At 56.2% G+C, this 16,816-nt stretch carries 17 protein-coding genes; 7 read left to right on the forward strand and 10 right to left on the reverse strand.

Annotated elements, in window-relative coordinates:
- Nucleotides 1–88: 88 nt before the first annotated feature.
- Nucleotides 89–1,117 (reverse strand): EF-P beta-lysylation protein EpmB, encoded by a 1,029-nt coding sequence (epmB, locus tag ABLU88_RS24830; RefSeq protein WP_032695144.1) that lies wholly within the window; start codon nucleotides 1,115–1,117, stop codon nucleotides 89–91.
- Nucleotides 1,118–1,159: 42 nt separating this feature from the next.
- Between epmB and efp the strand changes: the two genes are divergently transcribed.
- From efp to sugE, 4 genes are all read left to right on the forward strand, one after another.
- Entirely contained in the window at nucleotides 1,160–1,726 is a 567-nt protein-coding gene (efp, locus tag ABLU88_RS24835; RefSeq protein ID WP_004097931.1) for an elongation factor P, read from the forward strand.
- Nucleotides 1,727–1,795: 69 nt separating this feature from the next.
- Nucleotides 1,796–1,927: an entericidin A/B family lipoprotein gene (locus ABLU88_RS24840; protein WP_025107643.1), complete on the forward strand. Its 132-nt coding sequence runs from the start codon at nucleotides 1,796–1,798 to the stop codon at nucleotides 1,925–1,927.
- Between the two features lie 162 nt (nucleotides 1,928–2,089).
- Nucleotides 2,090–2,236: a lipoprotein toxin entericidin B gene (gene ecnB, locus ABLU88_RS24845; protein WP_004097935.1), complete on the forward strand. Its 147-nt coding sequence runs from the start codon at nucleotides 2,090–2,092 to the stop codon at nucleotides 2,234–2,236.
- Nucleotides 2,237–2,376: 140 nt separating this feature from the next.
- On the forward strand, nucleotides 2,377–2,694 hold the full coding sequence (gene sugE / locus ABLU88_RS24850; protein WP_014227609.1) for a quaternary ammonium compound efflux SMR transporter SugE: 318 nt from the start codon (nucleotides 2,377–2,379) through the stop codon (nucleotides 2,692–2,694).
- Here sugE and ABLU88_RS24855 read toward each other — a convergent pair.
- The 5 genes from ABLU88_RS24855 to frdA all read right to left on the reverse strand — a co-directional run bounded on the left by ABLU88_RS24855 (nucleotide 2,691) and on the right by frdA (nucleotide 6,655).
- Nucleotides 2,691–3,221 carry a lipocalin family protein gene (locus tag ABLU88_RS24855; protein WP_025107642.1) on the reverse strand — a complete coding sequence of 177 codons (531 nt, stop codon included), beginning with the start codon at nucleotides 3,219–3,221 and terminating at the stop codon, nucleotides 2,691–2,693. The genes sugE and ABLU88_RS24855 overlap by 4 nt on opposite strands.
- Before the next feature lie 140 nt (nucleotides 3,222–3,361).
- Complete coding sequence (gene frdD / locus ABLU88_RS24860) at nucleotides 3,362–3,721, reverse strand: fumarate reductase subunit FrdD (protein ID WP_004097938.1); 360 nt, start codon at nucleotides 3,719–3,721, stop codon at nucleotides 3,362–3,364.
- A 10-nt stretch (nucleotides 3,722–3,731) separates the two neighbouring features.
- A complete protein-coding gene (gene frdC / locus ABLU88_RS24865) occupies nucleotides 3,732–4,127 on the reverse strand; it encodes a fumarate reductase subunit FrdC (protein ID WP_348838326.1) in 396 nt (131 codons plus the stop codon).
- Nucleotides 4,128–4,137: 10 nt separating this feature from the next.
- The gene (locus ABLU88_RS24870) at nucleotides 4,138–4,872 is read right to left on the reverse strand and encodes a succinate dehydrogenase/fumarate reductase iron-sulfur subunit (protein ID WP_004097940.1); all 735 of its coding nucleotides are present in this window, start codon (nucleotides 4,870–4,872) and stop codon (nucleotides 4,138–4,140) included.
- Entirely contained in the window at nucleotides 4,865–6,655 is a 1,791-nt protein-coding gene (gene frdA / locus ABLU88_RS24875; protein ID WP_025107641.1) for a fumarate reductase (quinol) flavoprotein subunit, read from the reverse strand. The genes ABLU88_RS24870 and frdA overlap by 8 nt, the downstream gene beginning before the upstream one ends.
- A gap of 275 nt (nucleotides 6,656–6,930) precedes the next feature.
- Between frdA and epmA the strand changes: the two genes are divergently transcribed.
- Both epmA and yjeM read left to right on the forward strand, forming a co-directional pair.
- Nucleotides 6,931–7,908 (forward strand): elongation factor P--(R)-beta-lysine ligase, encoded by a 978-nt coding sequence (epmA, locus tag ABLU88_RS24880; protein WP_025107640.1) that lies wholly within the window; start codon nucleotides 6,931–6,933, stop codon nucleotides 7,906–7,908.
- Between the two features lie 151 nt (nucleotides 7,909–8,059).
- Nucleotides 8,060–9,562 (forward strand): glutamate/gamma-aminobutyrate family transporter YjeM, encoded by a 1,503-nt coding sequence (yjeM, locus tag ABLU88_RS24885; RefSeq protein WP_046876848.1) that lies wholly within the window; start codon nucleotides 8,060–8,062, stop codon nucleotides 9,560–9,562.
- Between the two features lie 36 nt (nucleotides 9,563–9,598).
- On the opposite strand, the gene mscM is transcribed toward yjeM, so the two are convergent.
- The 3 genes from mscM to rsgA all read right to left on the reverse strand — a co-directional run bounded on the left by mscM (nucleotide 9,599) and on the right by rsgA (nucleotide 15,065).
- Nucleotides 9,599–12,925, reverse strand: coding sequence for a miniconductance mechanosensitive channel MscM (gene mscM, locus ABLU88_RS24890; protein ID WP_048262028.1), 3,327 nt, complete (start codon nucleotides 12,923–12,925; stop codon nucleotides 9,599–9,601).
- Between the two features lie 21 nt (nucleotides 12,926–12,946).
- Entirely contained in the window at nucleotides 12,947–13,909 is a 963-nt protein-coding gene (asd, locus tag ABLU88_RS24895; protein ID WP_048262026.1) for an archaetidylserine decarboxylase, read from the reverse strand.
- Nucleotides 13,910–14,003: 94 nt separating this feature from the next.
- A complete protein-coding gene (gene rsgA, locus ABLU88_RS24900) occupies nucleotides 14,004–15,065 on the reverse strand; it encodes a small ribosomal subunit biogenesis GTPase RsgA (protein ID WP_004097952.1) in 1,062 nt (353 codons plus the stop codon).
- A 94-nt stretch (nucleotides 15,066–15,159) separates the two neighbouring features.
- Between rsgA and orn the strand changes: the two genes are divergently transcribed.
- Nucleotides 15,160–15,705, forward strand: coding sequence for an oligoribonuclease (orn, locus tag ABLU88_RS24905; protein ID WP_049082935.1), 546 nt, complete (start codon nucleotides 15,160–15,162; stop codon nucleotides 15,703–15,705).
- Between the two features lie 40 nt (nucleotides 15,706–15,745).
- On the opposite strand, the gene ABLU88_RS24910 is transcribed toward orn, so the two are convergent.
- Complete coding sequence (locus tag ABLU88_RS24910) at nucleotides 15,746–16,477, reverse strand: arginine ABC transporter substrate-binding protein (protein ID WP_025107636.1); 732 nt, start codon at nucleotides 16,475–16,477, stop codon at nucleotides 15,746–15,748.
- Between the last annotated feature and the right edge of the window lie 339 nt (nucleotides 16,478–16,816).

The following is a 16,816-nucleotide window of genomic DNA, read 5'->3' on the forward strand; positions in this document are numbered from 1 at the left end:
TACGAAAATGATTAAGCAGTAGTAGTTATATACCAGTGAGTAATAGCAAATAGGCAGTCTGCCTGGCCATGCCCGGCAGACGGATTGACTATTGCTGCTTTAACCCCAAGTCGAGGGGCGTCTTGCTGGGTTCCCCGCCGATTTCCCGCGCAAGTTTTGGTACTAAATAGCCGGACACCAGCGTCAGCAATTCGCGCACGATCGCTCTGGCCTCTTCGTCACTGACCATAAAATGCGCCGCTCCCTGCACTTTGTCTAACACGTGCAGATAATAAGGCATGACGCCGGCGTCGAATAGCGCGTTGCTCAGGTCGGCAAGCGTGTTGGCGTTATCATTTACGCCGCGCAGCAGCACGCTTTGATTCAATAAGGTCACGCCAGCCATACGCAGTTTTTTCATGGACGCACGAAACGCCGCATCAATCTCGTTGGCGTGGTTAACGTGGTTTACCAGCAGTACCTGTAACGATGATGCAGCAATACGTGCAACCAGCGTATCAGTAATACGCGCAGGAATCACAATGGGCAGCCGGCTGTGAATACGCAGGCGCTTGATGTGCGGAATAGATTCCAGCTGCGTCAATAGCCAGTCGAGTTCATGATCCTTGGCCATAAGCGGATCGCCGCCGGAAAAAATGATCTCATCCAGCTGGGGATGTGCCGAAATGTACTCCAGGGCCTGCTGCCAGTTACGCTTATTGCCCTGGTTTTCAGCATAGGGGAAGTGACGACGGAAGCAATAACGACAATTTACCGCGCAGCCGCCTTTCACCAGCAGTAGCGCACGGTTGCTGTATTTATGCAGCAGACCGGGTACAACGCTATGCTGTTCTTCCAGCGGATCGGTAGAGAATCCTGGGGCATTAATAAACTCTTCCTGGGAGGTAAGTACCTGACGTAGAAGAGGATCGTTGGGATTGCCTGGCTCCATACGGGCAATAAACGCCCGCGGAACACGCAGTGCGAACAGGCGCTTAGCATCACGTCCTGCCAATAGATTCGCATCTGCGTCTACATTTAAAAGATGCAGCAGTTCATCAGGACTGGTCACAACATCGGCAAGTTGCGTTAACCAATCTTCTCTGGATGGGGTATTTAGGGTTACAATATGCGCCATTTTGTGGCTTAGCTACCAATTAACAAAATTTCAGAGGGCCTTATGGCGACTTACTATAGCAACGATTTTCGTGCCGGTCTTAAAATCATGATGGACGGCGAACCTTATGCCGTTGAAGCCAGTGAATTCGTTAAACCCGGCAAAGGCCAGGCTTTCGCGCGCGTTAAGCTGCGCCGCCTGTTGACCGGTACTCGCGTTGAGAAAACCTTCAAGTCTACCGATTCTGCTGAAGGTGCGGACGTTGTCGATATGAACCTGACTTACCTGTATAACGACGGTGAGTTCTGGCACTTTATGAACAACTCTACCTTCGAACAGCTGGCCGCTGATGCTAAAGCCGTTGGCGATAACGCTAAGTGGCTGCTGGATCAGGCTGAATGCATCGTGACCCTGTGGAACGGTCAGCCTATTTCCGTCACCCCGCCAAACTTTGTTGAGCTGGAAATCGTTGAAACCGATCCAGGCCTGAAAGGCGATACCGCGGGTACCGGCGGCAAGCCTGCAACGCTGTCCACTGGCGCAGTGGTTAAAGTTCCTCTGTTCGTACAGATTGGCGAAGTCATCAAAGTCGATACTCGTTCTGGCGAATACGTCTCCCGCGTGAAGTAATTCAGGCGGCGAAAGAGTTGGCGCAGCGCCATGCTGCGCCTCTACAGGTTGAAACCGCAGGCAAGGAAGATGAGTCCTACACTGAAACTGTTGCTACTGTTATTGCTGAGCGGTTCTCTGCTTGCCGGGTGCAATACGGCTCGCGGCGTGGGCGAGGATATCCAGAGCCTGGGTCATGCTATTTCTCACGCGGTCAGCTAATCTTATTTCATCAGGCAATTCTTATTCATATACTCACGCTCTATCTGATTCACTTTCTTCACTTCTTTTTCTCTTAAAAATCGTCTCGCTTCCCTCATCCTGGACCAGTTTGTCTATGCTTATAGAGCACGATAACTAAAACTGGTTAATAAGGATGACATTATGGTAAAAAAAGCGATTGCAGCGTTCTTTACGGTTTTGGCACTTTCCTCTGTACTGACCGCATGTAACACCACGCGCGGTGTAGGTCAGGATATTTCAGAAGGCGGTAGCGCGATTTCGGGCGCCGCGACCAAAGCTCAGCAATAGACCATGGCGGTACGGCCGTTGGTCGTACCGTTCTTCCTCACCGTTGCCACGTCGTGTATAATTCCTGCGGAATATCATCTACCTTACGGGACGGCCTGTAAGCGTTTCACATCTGGGGACGGCCCCATCAAAGGAGCCATATGTCCTGGTTTATTCTGTTTATCGCGGGTCTGCTGGAAGTCGTCTGGGCTGTCGGCCTGAAATATACCCATGGGTTTAGCCGCCTGGTGCCAAGCGTGATAACGATTGCCGCCATGGTCATCAGCATGGCGCTGTTGTCGTGGGCGATGAAAACGCTACCCGTGGGGACGGCTTACGCCGTTTGGACCGGAATTGGCGCGGTCGGCGCAGCCGTGACGGGGATTATCCTGCTAGGCGAATCCGCCAGCCCGATGCGCATTGCCAGCCTGGCGTGTATTGTGATTGGTATCATTGGCTTGAAAATGAGCGCGCATTAATACTGCTGATTGACCCACAGCAGTTTGCTGACGTCGAATCCCTGCCGGGTAGCGATATCCAGCATCTGCTGCTTCACTTCTGGCGGGATTTTCGGCGCTCGCGCCAGTAGCCAGAGATAATCCCGGTCAGGTCCGCAAACCAGCGCGTAGCGATAATCCTTGTCCAGCGCAATCACGTTATAGCCGCCATAGAAGGGGCCGAAAAACGACACTTTCAGCGCGGCTCGCGTGGGCTCCCCGGTAAAGTAAGCCACGCCGTCGGTTTTCTGCCACATCCCCCGGTCGGGGTTGTATCCCTTATTGACCACGTCCAGCCCACCATCGTCGCGCAGGCTATAGGTTGCGGTAACTTTTTCTAAACCGCTCTCAAAATGGTGATCGAAGCGGGCAATCTCATACCAGGTGCCAAGATAGCGTTGAGGGTTGAACGGACTGACCACGGTTACGCCAGAAGGTGGCGTCGGCGCGCTGCAGGCTACAAGCAGAAATGAAGCGGCAACAACCGCAATAACGGGTAGCAGACGCATAATGTTTTCCTTGCCAGTTTTAAGCTAAGTGTAGATTCAGGCAGGAAAAATGCGGCAGAATTTTCTTGAGAAGCGAGCCCGGTAACATAATGCTACCGGGCTTATCGCCGAGGAGGTAAAAGCGGCCTCCGGCGAGCGCTTTAGATGAACAATATGCCGACCAGAGTGACGACGGTCAGAATCGCCGCGAGGCCGTAGAAGACCCACTTACCGTTGGGTACGTGAATTTTCAAATCATGCATCGCATGGTGAATACGGTGAAGTCCACACCATAGCGGCAGCACAATCATCAGGAAAATGAATGCGCGGCCAATAAAGCTATGGGCGAAAGCCAGCACGCGTTCGTAGCTGAAGGCGTCCGCGGGCGCCAGTCCGAGCGGCAGCATAATACCCACCAGCAGCACGATAACGGGGGCGACAATCGCTCCCCACATGCCGCCAGCGCCAAACAGCCCCCAGAATACCGGTTCATCAGAACGTTTTGGTTTGGGATTAATCATTCCAGCCTCCTTACCAGAACAGCGCGACAAACAGGATCACCACGGTGACGACCGTAGTGACGACCCAAAGCCCCTTAATAACCGGCTCTGGCCCCATTTTCTCGCCTTTAAGGATAATATTGGCAGCTTTCGGTGCCAGCTCAAACCAGGTTTTGGTATGCAGCAGCGCGGCTGCAAGCGTGATCAGGTTCAGGATCACGACAATCGGATTTTGCAGAAAACCGATATACCCGGCCCAGCTCTCCGCGCCGTGCTTCAGTGCGAACAATCCGTAAATCAGCACGATGCTGAACCAGACCGTGGGTACCGCTGTTCCCTCACGCAGCATATAGAAGCGATAAAACGGCAGCTTTTTCCACCAGGTGGACGGCATCGGCCGCACGTAGGGTTTGCGTTTAGTCGTCATACTGCACTCCTTAGCGTGGTTTCAGGGTGGCGATAAGAAAGTCTTTCGAGCTTTCTACCTTGCCCTGCTGGATCGCGGCCGCCGGGTCGACGTGTTTCGGGCAGACTTCGGAGCAGTAGCCCACGAATGTACATGTCCAGACGCCATTCTGGCCGTTAAGCTGCGCCATACGTTCCTTTTTACCGTGGTCGCGGCTGTCTTCGTTGTAGCGATGGGCGAGGGTGATCGCCGCCGGGCCGATAAACTCCGGATTAAGACCAAACTGCGGGCAGGCCGCGTAGCACAGGCCGCAGTTAATGCAGCCGGAGAACTGGTGGTACTTGGCCATTTGCGCCGGGGTCTGGGTGTTAGGCCCCTGATCGGGCGTGCGCGGGTTACCAATGATGTACGGCTTAATCGCTTCCAGGCTTTCAATAAAGTGGGTCATATCGACCACCAGATCGCGCTCAATCGGGAAGTTAGCCAGCGCCTCGACTTTAATGCCTTTGGTGTATTCGCGCAGGAAGGTTTTGCAGGCCAGTTTTGGCACCTTGTTCACCATCATGCCGCAGGAACCGCAAATCGCCATGCGGCAGGACCAGCGGTAGCTGAGGTCCGGCGCGAGGTTGTCTTTGATATAGCCCAGCGCATCAAGCAGCGAGGTTTGCTCATCATAGGGAACTTCATAGAAAGCGCTGTGCGGTGCGATGTCCACTTCCGGGTTGTAGCGCACCACTTCGACTTTCATGTTTTTCATCTCAGCCATTCGTCGTCTCCTTCTTCTCGGCTGCTTCCGCTTCCGCACCGTACACGCGTTTTGCCGGCGGCAGAGTGGTGATTTTCACATCACTGTACTCCAGACTGGTGTGACCATCGGCATCGCGGAAGGCGAGGGTATGCTTGAGGAAGTTGACGTCGTCGCGCTCGGTGCAGCCTTCATCCAGGCGCTGATGCGCGCCGCGGGACTCTTTACGCGCGAGGGCGGAATGCGCCATACATTCGGCGACGTTCAGACCATGGCCCAGTTCGATGGTGTACAGCAGGTCGGTATTGAACACGCTGGACGTGTCGGTGATCCGCACGCGCTTGAAGCGCTCCTGCAGCTCGGCGAGCTTATCGACCGTTTTCTGCATGAGCTCCGGCGTACGGTAGATGCCGCAGCCTTCTTCCATCGACAGACCCATTTCGTCGCGAATCTTCGCCCAGTTCTCGTTACCTTCCTGATTAACCAGATCTTTCAGGCGCTTCTCGATATCGACGACCTGCGCGTCCAGCGCGGCGCTATTGGCTTCGCCCGCTTCGGTTGCGCGCTGCATGGCCTGCTCACCGGCCAGACGACCAAAGACCACCAGCTCCGCCAGGGAGTTGGAGCCAAGGCGGTTGGCGCCGTGCAGACCCACGGAAGAACACTCGCCAACGGCAAACAGCCCTTTGATACGGGTTTCACACTGCTGGTCGGTTTCGATCCCGCCCATGGTGTAGTGTGCGGTTGGACGCACCGGAATCGGCTCTTTTACCGGATCGACGCCAACGTAGGCTTTCGAGAGTTCACAGATAAACGGCAGACGTTCAAGCAGCTTTTTCTCACCCAAATGGCGCAGATCGAGATAGACCACATCGCCTCGCGGCGTAGGGATCGTGTTGCCCTTGCGCCATTCGTGCCAGAAAGCCTGGGAGACTTTATCGCGCGGACCCAGCTCCATATATTTATTTTTCGGTTCGCCCAGCGGGGTTTCCGGACCCATGCCGTAATCCTGCAGGTAGCGGTAGCCGTTCTTGTTGACCAGAATACCGCCTTCGCCGCGGCAGCCTTCCGTCATCAGAATACCGGAGCCCGGCAGGCCGGTGGGGTGATACTGCACGAACTCCATATCGCGCAGCGGTACGCCGTGGCTGAGCGCCATACCCATCCCGTCGCCGGTGACGATACCGCCGTTGGTATTGTAGCGATACACGCGTCCAGCGCCGCCGGTAGCCAGAACTACCGCGTTGGCGCGGATCTGCACCAGCGTACCTTCCATCATATTCATCGCGACCAGACCGCGAGCCTGCCCATCATCGACCAGAATATCCAGAACAAAATGTTCGTCGAAGCGTTGGATTTGCGGGAATTGAAGCGAGGTCTGGAACAGGGTGTGCAGCATATGAAAGCCGGTTTTATCGGCAGCGAACCAGGTTCGTTCGATCTTCATACCGCCGAATCGCCGGACGTTGACGCTGCCGTCCGGGCGGCGGCTCCACGGGCATCCCCACTGTTCGAGCTGGGTCATTTCCGTCGGGCAGTGATGAACGAAGTAGTCAACGACGTCCTGCTCACATAGCCAGTCGCCGCCGGCAACGGTGTCGTGAAAATGGTACTCGAAGCTATCATGATCCTGCGCGACGGCAGCGGAACCCCCTTCAGCAGCAACGGTATGGCTGCGCATAGGATAGACTTTTGAAATTAGAGCTATTTTTGCATTTGGATTAGCTTGCGCGGCGGCTATTGCGGCGCGAAGACCTGCTCCGCCTGCGCCTATTACGGCAAGATCGGCTTGAAAAGTTTGCACGACATTCCTCCAGTTTTTGTTTATTTCGCCGCCGGGCTGGCGAAAACGTATCACTGCTCCTTTATAGGTAAGGAGTATAGCCGTAGGGTTATGAGGGAAAATTGACGTGTTCGATTTTTTTATCGTTCTGTGCGGTCGTTTATCTCATTGCTTTATGTTTTTGGGTTATCAATAAATTAAGTGTATGTAACGCGTTTACGTATTCGCACAAAATTTGTTTCATCCGCCAGTTACGAGTAGACTTCGTGCCCTTGTTTCAAATCGGAGAACGTACCATGAGCGAAACGGCAACCTGGCAGCCGAGCGCATCCATTCCAAATCTATTAAAACGTGCAGCGGTCATGGCGGAAATTCGCCGTTTCTTTACCGACCGCGGCGTGCTGGAGGTGGAGACGCCCTGCATGAGTCAGGCGACGGTGACGGATATTCATATGGTCCCGTTTGAGACGCGTTTCGTCGGTCCTGGTCATTCTCAGGGGCTGAACCTGTACCTGATGACCAGCCCGGAGTATCACATGAAGCGCCTGCTGGCGGCCGGCTGCGGCCCGGTCTTTCAGCTGTGCCGTAGCTTCCGCAATGAAGAGATGGGGCGCCACCATAACCCGGAATTCACCATGCTGGAGTGGTATCGTCCGTGCTATGACATGTACCGGCTGATCAATGAAGTGGACGATCTGCTCCAGCAGGTCCTCGACTGCCAGCCAGCCGAAAGCCTCTCCTATCAGCAAGCCTTCCAGCGTCATCTGGAAATCGATCCGCTGTCGGCGGATAAAACGCAGCTGCGTGAAGTGGCGGCGAAGCTGGATCTGAGCAATATCGCCGATACGGAAGAGGACCGGGATACGCTGCTTCAGCTACTTTTTACCATGGGCGTCGAGCCGCACATCGGTAAAGATCGTCCGACGTTTATTTATCACTTCCCGGCAAGCCAGGCGTCGCTGGCGCAAATCAGCACCGAAGATCACCGCGTGGCGGAACGTTTCGAGGTCTATTACAAAGGCATTGAGCTGGCGAACGGTTTTCATGAGCTGACCGATGCGCGCGAACAGCAGCAGCGTTTTGAGCAGGATAACCGCAAGCGCGCCGCTCGCGGCCTGCCGCAGCAGCCAATCGATCGTCATCTGCTGGCCGCTCTCGAAGCCGGGCTGCCGGATTGTTCCGGCGTGGCGCTGGGCGTTGACCGCGTCGTGATGCTGGCCCTGGGGGCAGAAAGCATCGGTGAGGTTCTCTCTTTCACCGTCGACCGCGCCTGATCCTCTCTCAGCTTCCCTTTCGATGATGGAAGGGAAGCCCGCCTTTTAGCCCTAATACCCACAAGAACCGTTTGGGTTTTTGCTACTATCCGCGCTCATTTTTTTTGGCTATCCGGCATCCTCTGCCGCGATACCGCGTTTGGATAGATTTATGCACCAGCAAATAAAGAAGATGAGCCTGATTGGGCTGATATTAATGATCTTCACCTCGGTATTTGGTTTTGCAAACAGCCCCTCTGCGTTCTACCTGATGGGCTACAGCGCGATGCCGTTTTATCTCTTCTCCGCTCTGTTTTTCTTTATCCCTTTTGCGCTAATGATGGCGGAGATGGGAGCGGCCTATCGTAAGGAGGAGGGCGGGATCTATTCATGGATGAATCATAGCGTCGGCCCGCGCTTTGCGTTTATGGGGGCCTTTATGTGGTTTTCATCCTATGTGGTCTGGATGGTCAGCACGGCGGCTAAAATTTGGGTGCCGTTTTCCACATTCTTATTCGGCGCGGATAAAACGCAATCCTGGGCGCTGGCCGGACTGACCTCCACGCAAACGGTCGGTATTCTTGCCGCGTGCTGGATGCTGCTGGTGACCTTTGTCGCGGTAAAAGGCATGCACAAAATCGCCAAAATTACCGCCGTCGGCGGGATCGCGGTCATGGGCCTTAATCTGGTCCTGCTGCTGGTGAGCCTGGTGATTTTACTGCTCAACGGCGGCCATTTTGCCCAACCATTGGATTTCACGGCCTCGCCTAATCCAGGCTATCAGTCCGGTCTGGCGATGCTATCGTTCGTGGTTTTTGCCATCTTTGCCTACGGCGGAATCGAAGCGGTTGGCGGTCTGGTGGATAAAACCGAGCAGCCGGAAAAGAATTTTGCCAAAGGCATTGTTATCGCGGCGGTCGTCATTTCTGTTGGCTATTCGCTGGCGATTGTTCTGTGGGGCGTGAGCGCCAACTGGCAGCAGGTATTGAGCAACCCTTCCACGAACCTCGGTAATATCACCTACGTGCTGATGACCCGCCTTGGCGCCACCCTGGCTAATGCGATGCATCTGCCGCCCGCCGTCGCCGCCCTGAGCGGATTATGGTTTGCCAGAATCACCGGACTCGCCATGTTCCTCGCTTATACCGGCGCTTTCTTTACCCTGAGCTACTCGCCGTTAAAGGCGATTATTCAGGGCACGCCAAAAGCGCTCTGGCCTTCAGCAATGACGCGAATTAACGCTAACGGTATGCCGGCGAACGCCATGTGGTGGCAGTGCCTGCTGGTGAGCGTGTTTATTCTGCTGGTTTCCTTTGGGGGCGATACCGCGTCGGCGTTTTATAACAAACTGACGCTGATGGCGAATGTCTCTATGACGCTGCCGTATCTGTTTTTAACGCTGGCATTTCCTTTTTTTAAGGCGAAGCAGGATCTCGATCGCCCCTTTGTGATTTTTAAACACCGCGGCTCGACGCTGCTGGCGACCGCCGTTGTGGTACTGGTGGTGGCATTTGCCAATATCTTTACCGTGATTGAGCCGGTGATGGAAGCGGGTGACTGGAGCAGCGCGCTGTGGATGGTCGGCGGACCGGCTTTCTTTTCGCTGCTGGCGCTGGGGATCTATGAGAATTACCGCCGGCGTACGGCGGTGCAGCTGATGGTCGAGGAGAGCTAAAACGCTGGCCTTGCCTGCGTTCAGGCAAGGCCGTTCTTACAGGCTGCCGGGCGTGCGGCTGGTTTTCCCTGCCGAGGTCAGCGCCCTGCTGCTTTTTCTGCCATCGATGCTCTCCAGGCGCATCTGGAACGGCGGGAACGGCATATCGATACCGTGCTCGCGGAATCCGGCCAGAATCAGCTGGTGCATCTCGTGGCGCAGCGGCATCCGGTGACCCATTTCGGCGGCGTAGATACGCAGCTCGAAAATCTGGATCCCCTGCTGCAGATCAACGAGGAACGCTTCCGGCGCCGGGGTATCGATAACCAATGAACAGCGGTGCGCGGCATTTAACAGGATCTGCGCCACCTCTTCGGTATCGGCATCTACCGGAGCAGGCACCGTTAGCACCACGCGGGTCACGGAATCCGACAGCGACCAGTTGATGAACTGTTCGGTGATGAACGCCTTGTTCGGTACGATAATCTCTTTACGGTCCCAGTCGCTGATGGTGGTGGCGCGGGTATTAATACGCGTCACGCTGCCGGTGAGATCGCGAATGGTGACCGTATCGCCAATGCGGATCGGTTTCTCAAACAGGATAATCAGGCCCGAGATAAAGTTGGCGAAGATCTCCTGCAGGCCAAAACCGAGACCCACACCGAGCGCGGCAATAAGCCACTGCAGCTTGGACCACTCAATCCCAATCATCGAGAAGCCGACCAGCCCGCCGATCAGCATCAGCAGATACTTAGTGATGGTGGTGATGGCGTAGCCGGTGCCCGGCGTCAGTTCCAGATGCTGGAGGATAGCCAGCTCCAGCAGCGCGGGCAGGTTGCGCACCAGCTGGGTAGTAATAATCAGCACCAGGATGGCTATCAGCACCGCGCCGAGGGTAATCGGCTCCAGGCTCTCAACGCCCTGTACCGTGGAGGTGACGTCCCACAGCGAGATATTCTCCAGGAAGCCAAACGCGGAGTGGATTTCTGACCACAGCACGATAACCGACACCAGCGCGATCAGCATCAGCAGGGAGCGCACCAGACGCAACGACTGGGTACTGATGGCATCAAGATCGACCTCGCTGACCTCAGCTTCCATCGAACCTTCCGGGCTGCTGGTATGCTGGACTTCCTCTTCGCCGCGGGCGCGCTGGGCGAGGATCTCCGCCCGGCGGTGCTTCGCGCGATCGAACGCCAGGCGGCGCCGCTGGATCAGCATCCAGCGGCGTATGATGTGATAAACCACCAGCAGCAGGAACCAGATGGCGACCGAGGTTTCAAGCCTGGCGAGCAGCGCCTGCGACGTGGCGAGATAGCCGATCGCCGCCGCCAGCATCGCTATCAGCGGCGCGCCGAGCAGCATATTCCACAGCAGCCGGTTCAGCATATTGTCGCCGCTGCCTTCTTTGTCGAGATACAGCGGAATGCCGGCGCGTTTCAGGCTCAGGGTCACCATCGCCAGCGCGCCGCAAATCAGCATAAAGCAGAGGCGGCCCAGCGAGGCGGAGAACTCGCGATCGTTGAGGTTATCGAAAGTAATCAGCGCCATAATCAGCGGCACGATCAGCCCGATGCTCATCAGGTAGTAGCGCATCGCTTTGCTGACGCGGCTGCGCGGCCAGCCAAAGTGGGCGATAAACAGGCCGTTAGGGCGGGCGAACGTGGCGCAAATCATCACGACCCACAGCAGCGGTACCGTGGCGGTGACGCTATCGCCAATCGCCACGGCCAGCGGGAAAGGCCAGGCGGCCTGCAGGCCATAGCCCAGCGTCATCCACAGCACCGGCAGCGGCGAGGCCACCAGTATGGACCAGAACACCGTGCGCAGGGTGAGCCAGAAGTGATCCTGCGTAACCTTACCGACGCGCGCGCTGGAGCGCTCAAGGAAGCTGGTGAAATGGCGGCGTGAGCTAATACTGAACCCCACCAGAATGAGCGCGACGAAGAGCGGCAGCAGGGTCTCTTTACTGGTCAGCATCATCATGCTGGCCTTACCGAGCTGGCTCATGGTATCGAGCGAGATCAGGCGGCGGAGATCCTGAACGATCTCCAGCGGCCATGAGAAGCCGATTGGGCTGACGTCCGAGGTCCAGAACAGATAGCGGTGGGTCGCTTCGTTGATCTCTTTAAGCGCATCCTCTAGCTGACCGTTGGCGACCTTCAGCTTGGTCAGTTCGAGCATAAGCGTATCGCCGCCGCGCAGCAGGGAGTTGAGCAGCTCGGTCTGCGTGCGCATCTGGGCCTGCAGAATACGGGTCTGTTCCGCGGTGAGCGGTTCACCGCTGGCCTGACGAATTTGTCTTAGCTGCGGCTGTTTGCCGAGCTGATCTTCATAGCGTAAACGCTGCACGCGCAGCTGCGCCATTTCGGTATCCAGCTGCTGCGGCCGCGGGATTTCCGGCAGCCGCGCCACCTGCGCGCGCAGGGCTTCGCCAAGCAGATTGGAAGAGCCCAGCCACTGGGACTGCTCGCGCAGGGTGTTTAACGCCTGACGCACCTGGAGGGTCTGATTGGTCGCCTGGCGCTGCTGCGAGGCGATCAAATCCATCCGCTGCGCCTGCTGGTTAAGCGCCTGCGACAGCTCGCGGTTAACTTTAAACTGCGCCACGATATCCGGCGGCAGATTTTCGCTGTTTTCCGCCAGCAGTTCGGTGCTTTCCAGCGCTTTCTCCGCCTCGCGCTGCCGTTGGTTATTGAGCTGATTTCGCAGCGCCTGTAGCCAGGCGTCGAGCTGCTCGCTCTCTTTCTGCGCCAGCTCGGATCGCAACCGTGAGAGCTCCTGGCGGTTATTGGCGGAAAGCTGCGCCAGATCCAGCTCATCGACCAGCGCTTTCAGCCGCGCGGACTCCGCCTGCAGACCAAGATTTTGCGCCTGTGCCAGCGGGGTATTGCTGCTTTGCGCGCCGACCCGGCGTTCAACCTCATTCAGCTGGCGGCGGGCATCGCTCTGCTGCTGCGGCAGCTGGTTGAGGGAGTCGGCGATGTCGCGGGCGCGATCCTGCTCCTGCTGAGCTTTACGACTGGCTTCCAGCAGCTGGCTGCTGACCTGGAGAATCTCCTGGTTCAGGGCATCGGAGGAGAGGGTAGTGGAGACCTGGCGCGGCTCATCGCTGAGATTGTTGAGCTGCGCGCGCAGGTTTTGCGACAGTTTGGGGAAGTTATCGATAACGTCCTGGTACTGGCGGGCGCGCTCAAGGGAAGCATTACGCTCCTCAAGGGCGTTCAGGGCAGATTGCAGGACTTCAACGGTTTCAGGCTGGGCGGGCTTTGCCGCCTTCGCCTGTTCCAGCTCCTGGGCTATCTGTTTAGCATCCGGGGCTGTCGCTGCGTACGCCCCAAAACTGAGGCACCAGGCCAACAGGAAAGTGTATATCAGGCGCACGGCGTAACCTTTTTTCAGGAATTAACCTTCGTCTTGTTTATCGTCAACCAGCGGGCTGGCTGCGTGTTCAGCGCGGACTTCTTCTTCCGCCAGCGGCGCGGGCTCTACCGGCGCCGCGGCTTCAGGCGCGAGCGCCAGCGGCTGGCCTATTTTGGTCACCGACAGGCTTTGTAACTGCTCAACCAGCTTCACCTGGCCCGGAGCAAACAGGTTAATCACCGTGGAGCCCAGCTTAAAGCGGCCCATCTCCTGGCCTTTCAGCAGGGCGACGGAGCCTTCGCTATCGCCAGCAGGCCAGGTCCAGCGCTTAATGATGCCTTCGCGCGGCGGCGTGACGGTACCGGACCACACGGTTTCGATGCTGCCGACGATGGTGGCGCCGACGAGGATTTGCACCATAGGGCCAAACTCAGTATCGAACAGGCAGATGACGCGCTCGTTGCGGGCAAAAAGATTCGGCACGTTTTGCGCGGTCAGATGGTTTACGGAAAACAGATCCCCCGGCACGTAGATCATTTCGCGCAGAATACCGTTGCACGGCATATGCACGCGGTGGTAATCGCGCGGCGAAAGATAGGTGGTAACGAAGCTACCGTTACGGAACAGGTCAGCCATCTGGTAGTTACCGGCCAGCAGCGCTTCCAGGCTGTAGTTATGGCCTTTAGCTTGCAAAATTTTGTCGTCTTCAATGGCGCCCAGTTGGCTGATGACGCCGTCGGCGGGCATTACCAGCACGCTCGGGTCTGTGTTTAGCGGACGGACGTCGTCGCGCAGCGGGCGAACGAAGAAGTCGTTAAAGGTACGGTAGCTGGCGGTGTCAGGCTTTTGCGCCTCTTTCATATCGACCTTGTAATATTTCACGAACAGATCGATGACCAGTTTTGTCAGCCAGCCTGCTCGTTTGCGTGCACCCCAGCCTGCGAGGCGGGTGAGCCACAGTTTAGGCAGAATGTATTGCAGTGAAAGTTTAAGATCGTTTAACAAGGTAGCCTCCAGGCCATTATTTGTCGTTCCTGGCCCCGCGTAGCAGCGGAGCCTGAAAAAAGGGGGACGATTCTAACGATGCTCAGCTTAAATGTCAGTCATCGGTTGATGAAAAGCTTTTACGCGTTTTTACCTGTACCTGCGCCATGCTTTCCAGAATGCGATGGTAGTTTTCAAACCGGCTTTCGGCGATTTCGCCTTTCTCCACCGCTTCGCGAATGGCGCAGCCCGGGTCATTGTCGTGTTTGCAGTCGCGGTATTTGCAGCGGCCTAAATAATCATGGAATTCGACAAAGCCGTGGGTGATTTGTTCCGCGTCGAGATGCCACAGGCCGAACTCGCGTACGCCCGGCGAGTCAATCACATCGCCGCCGTGCGGGAAGTGGTACAGGCGCGCGGCTGTGGTGGTGTGCTGCCCCAGTCCGGAGACATCCGAAACGTCATTGGTGAGGATTTGGTCATCATGCAGGCCCAGCAGCGCGTTCAGCAGGCTGGATTTGCCTACCCCTGACTGCCCGGCAAAGATACTGATACGATCGGTGAGCGCCTCTTCAAGCGGCTTCAGGCCATCCTGCGTGCGGCTGGAGACCATCAGTACGCGGTAACCAATATGGCGATAGATGTCCATTTGCTCGTTGACGAAGTCCATGCTCGCCTGATCCAGCAGGTCGATCTTATTGAGCACGATCAGCGGCTCAACGTTCAGCGTTTCGCAGGCCACGAGGTAGCGGTCGATAATATTCGGAGAAAGCTCAGGCAAGATCGCGGAAACAATGACAATCTGATTGATATTGGCGGCGATGGGTTTGACGCCGTCGTAGAAATCCGGACGCGTCAATACGGAGGTCCGTTCATGGACGGCCTCGACGATGCCCTTGACGTTGACGCCGTCAGCTTCGCTTTTGCCAGGCCGCCAGACCACGCGATCGCCGGTGACCAGCGAACGGATAGTGCGGCGTATGTTGCAACGGTGGACGCTACCGTCGGCGGATTCGACATCGGCATGCATGCCAAAGCGGCTAATGACGGTCCCTTCGGATTTCTCACCGAACAGGTTGTCATCAAAATCGGCCTTCTCCGAAGTCGTTTTCAGGCGGCGCTGGTGGTTGGCCTTCACGCGGCGCTGTTGGCCTTTGGAGAGTTTATTTTTACTCAATCGAACTGGCTCCTGGTCGCCCTGTACGGGCAAAACCTCTATGATACACGCTATTTTAGATGAATATAGTGACGTAAGAAGGGTGGAAAATAACATGAGTGCAGATGAAAACAACCTGATTTGGATCGATCTTGAAATGACGGGGCTGGATCCGGAGCGCGATCGCATCATCGAAATCGCCACCCTGGTGACCGACGCGAATCTGAACATTCTGGCGGAAGGGCCGACCATTGCGGTGCACCAGTCAGACGCGCAGCTGGCGCTGATGGACGAGTGGAACGTGCGTACCCATACCGGCAGCGGGCTGGTGGAACGGGTGAAGGCGAGTACCCAGGGCGATCGTGAAGCCGAACTGGCGACTATCGAATTCCTCAAAAAGTGGGTACCGGCGGGTAAGTCGCCGATCTGCGGCAATAGCATCGGCCAGGATCGCCGCTTCTTGTTTAAATATATGCCTGAGCTGGAAACGTATTTCCACTACCGCTATCTGGACGTCAGCACGCTGAAAGAGCTGGCTCGTCGCTGGAAGCCGGAAATTCTCGACGGCTTTAAGAAACAAGGAACCCACCAGGCGATGGACGATATTCGCGAATCGGTCGCGGAACTGGCCTACTATCGCGAACACTTTATTAAGCTTTAACGCCCGTGCCGGGGCCAACACACCCCGGTCATCCCCCCGACTATTTAAACCACTTCTGTTCCATGGCCTGGAACTCCGGCGAGGCTTTTACGACATCCAGAGCGGCATTGATGTTATTCAGCAGCTCAGGATCGTCTTTACGTACCGCAATGGCGTACTGCTTACCGTAGTAGCCGGGATCCGTGGCGCGTTCGTCCATCATGGCGTAGTCGGGGTTATCCTGGAGCCATTTCGTTAACGTCTCCTGATCGCCCATCACGCCGCTAATCACGCCTTCTTTCAGCGCGCTCAGGGCGCTTTCGTCGCTGTCGTAAGGCACCGCATGCACGGCTTTTTGTTTGTCCCGCAGATAGTGCTGATGAAGGGTGCCTTTCACGACGCCGATTTTTTTATCCTTCAGATCGGCAAAGGTGTGGGCGGCGTCTTTCGCGGTGACAACTACGCCGGACAGCGCCTGACGATAGGGATGGCTGAACGCAACCTGCTTTTCTCGCATCGGAATCACTTCGATACCGGCAATCACGGCGTCGAATTTCTTAAAGCGCAGCGCCGGGATGAGGGTATCGAACCCCTGGGGAGTGAATTTGCATTCGACCTGCATCTGCCTGCACAGCGCGTTGGCCAGGTCGATATCAAAACCCGTGGGCTGATTTTTACCATTGACGGTTTCATACGGCGGATTGGCCGTCGTTGTCCCAAAATGTAGCGTTGTTGCCGATGCTGTTCCTGTGGCAAGCGTGGCCAGCAGCAGGACGGTAAGCGCTTTTTTCATTTTATTTCCCTGGTTGTCATCGTTGTTGACCGTCAGCGGGCGATATCCGCCTATAAACTTGAGCGATTTTGCGCCTTTAGCGGGCCCGGAAAAAGTGATTTTGCCGCATTTGCTGGTTATTTAGACAATTCAGGCCGGTGTGTGGTGATAAAGTGGTCACTTAAACCAAAAACGAAAAAAATTGCGCTCAGGGGGGTTGCAGGTAAATCGAATTCTCGTATAATGCGCCTCCCGTGACGAAGCAGAAATGCAAATCACGACGCCATAGAAATATGGCCAGAAGTATGCGGGAATAGCTCAGTTGGTAGAGCACGACCTTGCCAAGGTCGGGGTCGCGAG

The sequence above is a fragment of the Klebsiella sp. GW_Kp182 genome, from assembly GCF_040062275.1.
In the GTDB taxonomy this organism is placed as follows: domain Bacteria; phylum Pseudomonadota; class Gammaproteobacteria; order Enterobacterales; family Enterobacteriaceae; genus Klebsiella; species Klebsiella michiganensis.